Annotated in this window: 9 protein-coding genes; 7 read left to right on the top strand and 2 right to left on the bottom strand. The window is 67.3% G+C overall.

The features are described 5' to 3' along the window. The first annotated feature begins 123 nt into the window (after nucleotides 1-123). The 4 genes from ABZ863_RS32410 to ABZ863_RS32395 all read left to right on the top strand — a co-directional run bounded on the left by ABZ863_RS32410 (nucleotide 124) and on the right by ABZ863_RS32395 (nucleotide 2,613). Nucleotides 124-516, top strand: a complete 393-nt coding sequence (locus ABZ863_RS32410; protein ID WP_358543357.1) for a hypothetical protein — start codon at nucleotides 124-126, stop codon at nucleotides 514-516. 81 nt (nucleotides 517-597) lie between these two features. Further along, on the top strand, nucleotides 598-1,038 hold the full coding sequence (locus tag ABZ863_RS32405) for a MarR family transcriptional regulator (protein ID WP_358543354.1): 441 nt from the start codon (nucleotides 598-600) through the stop codon (nucleotides 1,036-1,038). Then, complete coding sequence (locus ABZ863_RS32400; RefSeq protein WP_358543352.1) at nucleotides 1,035-1,841, top strand: ATP-binding cassette domain-containing protein; 807 nt, start codon at nucleotides 1,035-1,037, stop codon at nucleotides 1,839-1,841. Before ABZ863_RS32405 ends, ABZ863_RS32400 begins: the two co-directional genes overlap by 4 nt. After that, a complete protein-coding gene (locus ABZ863_RS32395; RefSeq protein ID WP_358543350.1) occupies nucleotides 1,801-2,613 on the top strand; it encodes an ABC transporter permease in 813 nt (270 codons plus the stop codon). Before ABZ863_RS32400 ends, ABZ863_RS32395 begins: the two co-directional genes overlap by 41 nt. Before the next feature lie 5 nt (nucleotides 2,614-2,618). On the opposite strand, the gene ABZ863_RS32390 is transcribed toward ABZ863_RS32395, so the two are convergent. Both ABZ863_RS32390 and ABZ863_RS32385 read right to left on the bottom strand, forming a co-directional pair. Beyond that, nucleotides 2,619-4,379, bottom strand: a complete 1,761-nt coding sequence (locus ABZ863_RS32390; RefSeq protein ID WP_358543347.1) for an NRAMP family divalent metal transporter — start codon at nucleotides 4,377-4,379, stop codon at nucleotides 2,619-2,621. After that, the gene (locus ABZ863_RS32385) at nucleotides 4,376-5,734 is read right to left on the bottom strand and encodes a CBS domain-containing protein (protein WP_358543344.1); all 1,359 of its coding nucleotides are present in this window, start codon (nucleotides 5,732-5,734) and stop codon (nucleotides 4,376-4,378) included. The genes ABZ863_RS32390 and ABZ863_RS32385 overlap by 4 nt, the downstream gene beginning before the upstream one ends. 511 nt (nucleotides 5,735-6,245) lie before the next feature. Between ABZ863_RS32385 and ABZ863_RS32380 the strand changes: the two genes are divergently transcribed. The 3 genes from ABZ863_RS32380 to ABZ863_RS32370 all read left to right on the top strand — a co-directional run bounded on the left by ABZ863_RS32380 (nucleotide 6,246) and on the right by ABZ863_RS32370 (nucleotide 8,881). Then, the gene (locus ABZ863_RS32380; RefSeq protein ID WP_358543341.1) at nucleotides 6,246-7,154 is read left to right on the top strand and encodes a cytochrome c oxidase assembly protein; all 909 of its coding nucleotides are present in this window, start codon (nucleotides 6,246-6,248) and stop codon (nucleotides 7,152-7,154) included. Between the two features lie 213 nt (nucleotides 7,155-7,367). After that, nucleotides 7,368-8,051 (top strand): ABC transporter ATP-binding protein, encoded by a 684-nt coding sequence (locus ABZ863_RS32375; RefSeq protein ID WP_358543339.1) that lies wholly within the window; start codon nucleotides 7,368-7,370, stop codon nucleotides 8,049-8,051. Further along, nucleotides 8,048-8,881, top strand: a complete 834-nt coding sequence (locus ABZ863_RS32370; RefSeq protein WP_358543337.1) for an ABC transporter permease — start codon at nucleotides 8,048-8,050, stop codon at nucleotides 8,879-8,881. Before ABZ863_RS32375 ends, ABZ863_RS32370 begins: the two co-directional genes overlap by 4 nt. The last annotated feature ends 181 nt before the right edge of the window (nucleotides 8,882-9,062 follow it).

The following is a 9,062-nucleotide window of genomic DNA, read 5'->3' as shown; positions in this document are numbered from 1 at the left end:
AGCCTCATCGAACACCCACTACTCCTCGCAGCACTCATGCGCCGCAGGCACGAAGAACGCGGCGGCAGCATGATCGAGCACCCGCTGCTACTGGCCGCCCTCGCCGGCCGATAAGGAGTTCCCATGGCGGCCGAATCTGGCGAAGAAGTAGGCAAAGAGCCGGTAGGTGACTTGATTGACGACCTCATTCACCAACTCCTGAAAGAATCACATGTCCCCAAGGAGGCGGCATACGAGCAGGACCCGTTGAGCGCGGCACTGTCGGAAGCAGCCATCGGGTCACTCACCCGGCCGATGTCGCAAGCATCAACATTTGAACAACTTCTTCTCTCGGAGGCAATCGCCTCAGCACTGGCCGAATCGTTGGCGCCGGCACTGGCACGAGCACTCACGCCGGAAATCATGAAAGCGTTCGGTCACGTCTCCGACACCGAGCAGCAGCGGAAAAAGCCAACCTCCGGCAGCAGCTCACAGGAGACATCCCGGCAGCCGGGGACTTCCGGCCGAAGCCGATAAGTCGCTTGCTGCCCGATTCACCAGGTTTCGCCAAATATGTGAGCGTTGCTAATAACTCTCAAACAGAGCTAGCTTGGCGATGTGCGAGAACTGGCCGAAGACCTGATGACCACCGTCGCCGGACTGCGGCGCGTGGTCCGGCGACGAGTGTGGGAGACAATGCCGGGCGCTCCCCTGCGTCCAGCGCAGTTGGAGCTGCTTCGGGTAGTGGAAACCCAGCCGGGCATCGGCGTCGCTGCTGCCGCCCGCGTGTTGCACCTGGCCGGCAACTCCGTCAGCACGATGGTCAACCACCTCGTCGACGCCGGCCTGCTGGAACGGCGGGTCGACCCCGAGGATCGGCGCGCTGTGCGCCTCGACCTCACCGACGCGGCCCATGCCCGGCTGGATCACTGGCGCCGCACGCGCACCGAGTACGTCGCGGGCGCCATTGCCACCCTGCCCGGCGGAGACCGCGAAGCCATCGCCGCGGCGGTGCCTGCGCTCGGCAGGCTCATCACCTCCCTTCGGGAGGAGAGATGACCCCACCCGCGGTGCGTTGCAAAGGGCTGCGCCACGTCTTCGGCGACACGGTCGCCGTCGACGGTGTCGACCTCGAGATCCCGGCTGGCCAAGTGTTCGGTCTGCTCGGCCCGAACGGCGCGGGCAAGACCACGACCATCCGCATGATCACCACACTCCTGCCGACGAAGACCGGCACGATCGAGGTCTTCGGGATCGATGTGTCCCGCCGGAAAATGGCCGTGCGCCGCCTCATCGGCTATGTGCCACAACAACTTTCCGCCGACGGTTCGCTCAGCGGGCGGGAGAACGTGACGCTGTTCGCCCGTCTCTTCGACGTCCCGCGGCGCGACCGCGCCACCCAGGTCGACACGGCACTCGAAGCGGTCGGCCTGCTCGACGACGCCGACCGTCCGTCCGCGACCTACTCCGGCGGCATGATTCGCCGCCTCGAACTCGCGCAGGCGCTGGTCAGTTCCCCGCGGTTGCTGATACTCGACGAGCCGACCATCGGACTCGACCCGGTGGCCCGCACGAGCGTGTGGGAGCGCATCGAGCAGGTCCGCGCCGAGACCGGCATGACCGTGCTGGTGACCACCCACTACATGGACGAGGCCGAGGAGTACTGCGAACAGGTCGCGCTCATGCACCGCGGCCGGATCCGCGCCAGAGGCAGCCCTGCCGAGCTGGAGGACGAACTCGGCGCGGGGTCCACTCTGGACGATGTCTTCCGGATGGTGACCGGCGACGAGTTCGAAGACTCCGACAAAGGAGGAATGCGCAATGTCCGTGCCGCTCGTCGCACCGCCCGCCGGCTGGGCTGACACGCGCGCGGTCGGCCGCCTGCTCTCCCGGGTGAGCACGATGTGCCTTGTCGAGCTGCAGAAGCTGCGGCGCGACCGGTCGGAACTGGTCACACGTGCGATCCAGCCGGCGCTGTGGCTGATCATCTTCGGCGAGACGTTCTCCCGCCTGCGTGCGATCCCCACCGGGAACACGCCCTACCTCGACTTCCTCGCCCCCGGGATCCTCGCCCAGTCGGCATTGTTCATCGCGATCTTCTACGGCATCCAGATCATCTGGGAGCGCGACGCCGGCATCCTCGGCAAACTGCTCGTCACGCCGACCCCACGCGCCGCGCTCGTCACCGGCAAGGCCTTCGCGGCCGGGGTACGTGCGCTCGCGCAGGCGGTGATCGTGCTGATACTGGCCGCGATCCTCGGCGTGGCCCTCACCGTGAACCCGTTGAAGCTGCTGGGCGCCGCGGTGGCGCTCGTGCTCGGATCGGCGTTCTTCTGTTGCCTGTCAATCGTCATCGCCGGCCTGGTCCTGTCCCGGGACCGGCTGATGGGCATCGGCCAGGCGATCACGATGCCGTTGTTCTTCGCGTCGAATGCGCTGTACCCGGTGGACCTGATGCCGCACTGGCTCAAGGTTGTCAGCTACATCAACCCGCTCAGCTACGAGGTGGACGCGCTGCGCGGCCTGCTGATCGGCACCCCGGCCCACCTCCTGTTGGACTTCGGTGTGCTCGCGGTGGCCGGCGCGCTGGCGATCGGCGTCGCGTCGGGTCTACTCGGGCGGCTGGCCCGGTAACGGCATCAGCCTGTACCGACCTGAATGGCTTTGACGACAAGGAGAAGAGCGGCGAGGACGAGGTAGCCGCGCAGTGTGGCCATGCCGATCCGGGTGACAGGCGACCATTGCACGGGTTTGAGCAGTGCCAAGGGAGGCATGCGCCAGGTAGGCCGCTGGGCGCGGTCGACGACGCGCGCAGGCGCCGCGGGGATTCGACGGCGATGGCGCAGGACACGCAGAATCGTGCTGGCGCCGACCAGGCCGAGGCCGAGTATGGCGGCCACCGCGACGAGCACGGTGGTGGTGTTCAGGCCGGGGAAGAGCGTGGTGGCCATGAGGATCGCCGACAGGCCCAACAGCGCGGCGATGATGGTCGCCGCGAGTGCGTTGAGCCAGCGCGGGTTGACCCAGGGGCCCAGAACTTCGGGGTCGTTGCACAGCAGCAGCAGGAACACCGACGCGGATGGCAGCAGCAACCCGGCGAGCGCCTGCACAGCGGTGGTGATCAGACCCAGTGGAGCGCTGGGAATGAGCACGATGGCGGCGGCGAGGACGACCATGCCTGTGTAGGAGCCGTAGAAACCCTTGGCGTCCTTGAAACTGCGGTGCAGGGAATGGCGCAGGTTGAACATGTCACCGAACGCGTAGCTGGTGGCCAGTGTCACCGCGGCCGCTCCGACGATGGAGGCGTCCAGCAGCACCACGGCGAAGATCGCACCGAGGACGTGGCTGTGCACGGCCAATGCCTCGGCGACACCCAGTGCGTCGGTGAACTTGCCAACGGCGCCGGTGCTCGTCGCGGCGTAGGCGGCAGTAATGATCAACGCTGCCGCGCCGAGGACGACCACGACCGAGCCGAGCACGGTGTCCGCGCGTTCGTAACGGATGAAGCGGGGGGTGATGCGCTTGTCGATGACGTTGGACTGCTGGAAGAAGAGCTGCCACGGGGCGACTGTGGTGCCGACGATCGCGATGATCAACAGCACGGCGTTCGACGACGCGCCGCCCTGGATTCCCGGCACGACGAAGTGGTAGGCGGCCAGCCCCCAGTTCGGTTGGGACAGCAGCGCCAACGGGATCAGCAGCAGACTGACCGCGATGAACGCGAGCATTGCACGTTCCCAGCGGCGGAAGCTGCCGGTGGCGGTGATGCCCACCAGCAGGATCGCGGCGATGGGCACCGAGATGTACTGGCTGACACCGAAGAAGGACAGGGCCAGCGACACACCGATGAACTCGGTGACGATGGTGAGGAAGTTGAGCACGAACAGGTCACCGACCGAGAACCAGCCCCAGAACCTCCCGAACCTCTCGTTGATCAACCGGGCGTGGCCGACGCCGGTGACGGCACCGAGGCGGACGACCATCTCCTGGTTGATGATCAGCACCGGAACCAGCAGCAGCAGGACCCAGAGCAGGCTGTAGCCGTAGTTCTGCCCTGCCTGGGCATAGGTCGCCACCCCGCCTGCGTCGTTGTCGCCCACCATGACGATCAGCCCTGGCCCCACGATCGCGAGCAGCGTCAGCAGCCGTCGCTTCAGGGTCGGGCGCTGCGAGCCCTCCTCCCCCACCGGGATGCGGCCCAGCGCCCCCTCGATGGCCCCGAGATGCGCGGAATCCAGGACCGCGGATGCCCGAGGGCGGGGAGCAGCCGGTTGCGCGGGGCGAGGCGGCCTGGTGACAGGCCGCGAGTTCAGGCGGGGTCGAGCCTCGCACGCGGGCTTGTCGCGCTCGTGCCGTGCCGACGATCCGGCACGACGGTCGGCAGGGTGCTCTTCGCTCATGGTCCCCCCTCCTCGCCCTTGCGATGCAGGGCCTGCTGACCCGCGCCGGGCTCGGGTTCGTGGGCCTCACCGGTATCGGGCTGGGGTGGTTCCCGGCGCCGCCAGTCGTCGGGCAGCACGTTCTCCAGCACGTCGTCAACGGTGATCACGCCAAGCAGGTGGTTGTCGTCATCGACGACAGGGAGCGTGAACAGGTTGTAGTCGGCCATGCGGAGCGCGACGTCCTCGATGTCGCTGTCGGGGCGGGCGCGGACGGGGTCCGGGTCGGCAACGTCGCTCACCGTCACGACAGGATCAGCCTGAACCAGAGCCACGAGCCGGGCCGCGCCGGTCAGCCGCCGCCCGGCGTCGACCACGTAGACGCTGGTCAACGCTTCGGACTGCAGGTTCCGGCTCCGCGCGACCGCGGCCAGCGCCTCGGCGACCGCCGTGTCACCCGGTACGGCGAGGAAGTCGAGGTTCATCATGCCGCCCGCGCTGGTCGGGTTGAACCCCATCAGGGTGCGCACCTTCACCCGTTGCCCGGTCGGCAGCAGGCCCAGCACCGGCTCCCGCCTCGCCTGCGGGAGCTCGCCGAGTGCGTCGGCGGCGTCGTCGGCCCGCATCCGGGCCAGTACCGCGGCGATCTCGGCGTCGCTCTTGGCCGCGAGCAACCGGCTGGCCTGGTCGTCCTCCAGCTCTTCGAAGACGTCGGCCTCCAGCTCCGGGTCTTCGTGGACCCGGCCGAGGATCTCGCTCTCCTCGTGTTTGCGCGCGTCCTCCAACAGGTCGGCGAGTTGCGCTGCCTTCAGTCCGCGCAGGCGGCCGGGCCCCCTGACGAGCGCCGACGGGGTGTGCCCGATCAGTGGTTCGAAGGACTTCCAGTCCCGGCAGGCGTGCCCAGCGGCGCCGCGGCGGAAGAGCCCGCGTCCCCTGCGGTGCGAGCGAATATCCACACAGGACACCAGCCAGGTGCCGCCTGCGTACGCCAGTTCGATGTCCGCCGGCCGAACCAGCTGCCCTCGCTCTACATCGACCAGCCGGTGGCCGAGCACATCCGCCCGCAACAACACCTCGCCGTCGCGGCGTTCGAAGGGCCGAAGGCTCACCCTGGCACTCGCCAGCACCAGCCGCTCCGGCGCGAACGAGGCGACCTGTTCCATCGGCACGAACACCCGCCGCCCGGGCACAGCCAGCACCAGCGCGGTCACCAGTGGGTAGTCGTTTCCCCGTAACCGCACCACGACGTCGGCGAGCCTGCCCAGTACGTGGCCGTCCGAATCGGTCACCGGCCTTTTCAGTAACTCCGACAAATGCAGAACCGGAGTCTCGGCGACATGCGCCGGTGGCAACGCCGGTGAGGGACTGTTGCTCATCTCAGACGTGCTCCTTTTTCGATCCGCACCGACTGCGGTACTTCGGCGACGACGCGAATTCAGAAACGGGTAATTCCAGTCGTCGTCGTTCTCGGACGCGTAGGCGATGACCGTCTTCGCGTCATGAACGGACAAATCAAACATCCGAGCCAGATCCCGACTTTCCTTACCCGCACACGCCAGGCTGTAGGCAGTGAAAAGCACCGTCGGTGACACATTCGGCAAGGCTGCGACCAGCCCTCTCGGCAACGAGGTCAGCAGCTCCGCGTTCGCGAGGGAATGATTTCGCAGGCGAGGTTTCCGGACCTGACTGTGGCCACGGAACCAGCCGTGTCGTATCCACATCATCATCGCTCCGATCTCACAGGAGCACATTGATCACGCCGAGTCGACAGACCCGCACAACGTCGTCGTCGACTTTCATTGTGACCCCAATCGCCGCTGTCAGAAGACGCGCAGCCGCGACTATGGTTAAGGGGCCGCCAACGCCCAAGCCGCATGTATTTCCTGAATGATCACACCGCTCACTGGGGAGCAGATCGCGACCGCGTGGACACTCAACCTGCCCGCGGTGGTCTTCGTGGTGCTGCTCGGCGGCGGGTACCTGTGGACGGCCCGGCAGGTCGACGGGTGGCCTCGGGGGCGGACCGCCGCGTTCCTTTCCGGGCTGGCCATCGTCGTACTGCTGACCTGCTCGTTCCTGGGTGTCTACGAGGACGTGCTGTTCTGGGTGCGGGCGCTGCAGGTCCTGGTACTGCTGATGATCGTGCCGCTGCTCCTCGCGCTGGGCGCCCCGCTCACGCTGGCACTCGCCGTAGCGCCCGGCGCCGCGCGACTGCGGCGGTGGGGCCGCAGCCCCTTCGCGAGGGCCGCGACATTCCCGCTGGTCATCACGGCGCTACTGATCGTGCCACCGTTCCTGATCTACCTGACCCCGCTGTACGAAGCGACGCAGCGGAATCCAGCGATCGACAACGCGGTCCGGTTCGTGCTGGTGTGTTGCGGGTTCCTCTACTTCTGGACTCGGCTCCGCGTCGACCCGACGCCCCGCGAAGATCATCACCTGGTGTCGTTCTGCATCAGCTTCGCCGATGTCCTCGTCGACGCGGCTCTCGGACTGATCCTGTGGCTGGGCCCGCTCCGGGCGGCGGGCTACTACGAGGCGCTGGCCCGTACCTGGGGCCCTGACCTACGGACCGACCAGATCATCGGCGCGGGCATCCTCTGGATCGGCGGCGACCTCGCCGGTATTCCGTTCGTCGCCGTGCTGTTCAACCGGTGGATGCGTGAGGACGACCGCCAGGCCAAGCGGATAGACCGCGAACTCGACGCCAAGGCCGCGACGGAGCCGACTGGGACGCTGTGGTGGGAGACCGACCCGATTCTCGCGGAACGCTTCAAGCCCGAACAGGAACGCTGAACCGGACGCCAGCCAGTTCGCGTAGGTCGCCTCGCCGTGTCGGCTCATAGCTGACGAGAGACGTTAGGTCAGATCATTGTCAGCACCAGAGCAGGTGTCCAGGCTTTGCACTGCCGTACTGCGTTGCAGAGCACCAAGGTAATCCAAGAGTCCGCATCCGTGCTCGACGAGCTCTCGCCCGATGACCAACACCAACTCCCGAGCCACATGATCGTGAGGGTTCGCAGTGGTGACGTCCGGGTGCTCGGCACCGACCCGGCGAAGGCCAGACCGGGGTGGCGGGCCCGGATCGGCATCGTCTCGCAGGAGAACGCCAGCTTTCCCGGGCTCACCGTGCGGGACACGGTGCGCCACTTCGCCCGCTACTACCCGCGCCCGCGTGATCCCGATGAAGTCCTCTCGCTGGTGGGGCTCGACGGGAAGAGTGCCGCGCAAGCAGCGCAGCTCTCCGGCGGCCAGCTGCGCAGGTTGGACGTCGCACTCGGCATCATCGGCAACCCCGAGGTCCTATTCCTCGACGAGCCGACCACCGGCTTCGCGCCGGAGGCACGCCGCGCGCTCTGGGAGCTGATCGCGCAGCTCAGCGCCGATGGCACCACCATCTTGCTCACCACGCACTACCTGGATGAGGCGGAGGCGCTCGCCGATCGGATCGGCCTGCTCTTCGACGGGCGCCTTGTCGACATCGGCCTGCCGGAGACCGTGGGCGGGCGGCAGAACGACCTGGCACAGGTGCACTGGGACCCGCCGGAGGGCCACCAAGTGGTCGAGACCGCGACACCGACGCGGACCGTCACCGAGCTGGCGGAGCGCTACGGCGGCGAGGTGCCCGGACTGCGAATCAGCAGAGCCACGCTCGAAGACGTCTACCTGCGGCTGATCGGAGAACACCAGTGACCGCCACGCTGACCATCGACGAGCGCAACGACCGCCTGCCCTCGGTCTTCGGCGTCAGGATGAGCAGGGGAGCGCTGGAACTCAAGCAGATGGTGCGGCAGAGGGACGCTGTCATCTTCACGTTCCTGTTCCCGCTGGTGCTGATGGTGTCGTTCAGCGCGATCTTCCAGAGCACCATCCCGGGGACCGACATCGACTTCCGGCAGTACTTCATCGCCGGGATGATCGCCACCGGCATCATGGCCGCGACCTTCGTCAACGTCGGGATCGGTATCGCACTCGAACGTGACGACGGCACGCTCAAACGCCTGCGCGGGACCCCGATGCGGCTCAGCTCCTACTTCATCGGCAAGGCCGTCATGGTTCTGGCGGTCACGGCCGTGCAGGTCGCGCTGCTGCTCCTGATCGGAACGCTGCTGTTCGGCCTGAACCTGCCCACCACACCCCAGCGGTGGTTGACCCTGGCCTGGCTGCTGGTCCTCGGCGTGATCGCCTGCACCCTGCTGGGGATCGCCGTCAGCGCCGTGCCGCGCGGTGGCCGCAGTGCGGCCACCGTCGTGGTGCTGCCGTTCATGGTGCTGCAGTTCATCTCGGGTGTCTTCTTCGTGTCCACCCAGATGCCGCCCGCGGTGCAGACCGCCGGAGCGCTGTTCCCGCTGAAGTGGCTCGGCCAGGGGCTCGGCTCGGTGTTCCTGCCGGACACCCTGCAGCGCGTGGAGCCCGCGGGCGGCTGGGAACACGGCACGATCGCGCTGGTGCTCATCGCGTGGATCGTCGGCGCGCTCATCGTGTCGGTGGCGACATTCCGCTGGCACCGCGCTCGTGTGTGAAACCCGGGAAGCATGGGCGGGGTGGAGGTAGTCGTGGGCGCTGCGCCACGCGACGAGCAGGCGTTACATGTGATGTCAGCCGCCGCCGTGGTTCTGGTGGCTGGCATCCTCGCGTGGACGGCGCGCCCTGGTACGCCTACCTTCCGCTGCTCGGGTTGAGTGCCTGGTACGTCGTGTTCGC

It is taken from the genome of Saccharomonospora sp. NPDC046836, from assembly GCF_040645195.1.
Classification (GTDB): Bacteria; Actinomycetota; Actinomycetes; order Mycobacteriales; family Pseudonocardiaceae; genus Prauserella_A.
This window is presented reverse-complemented; position numbering and strand designations above follow the sequence as displayed.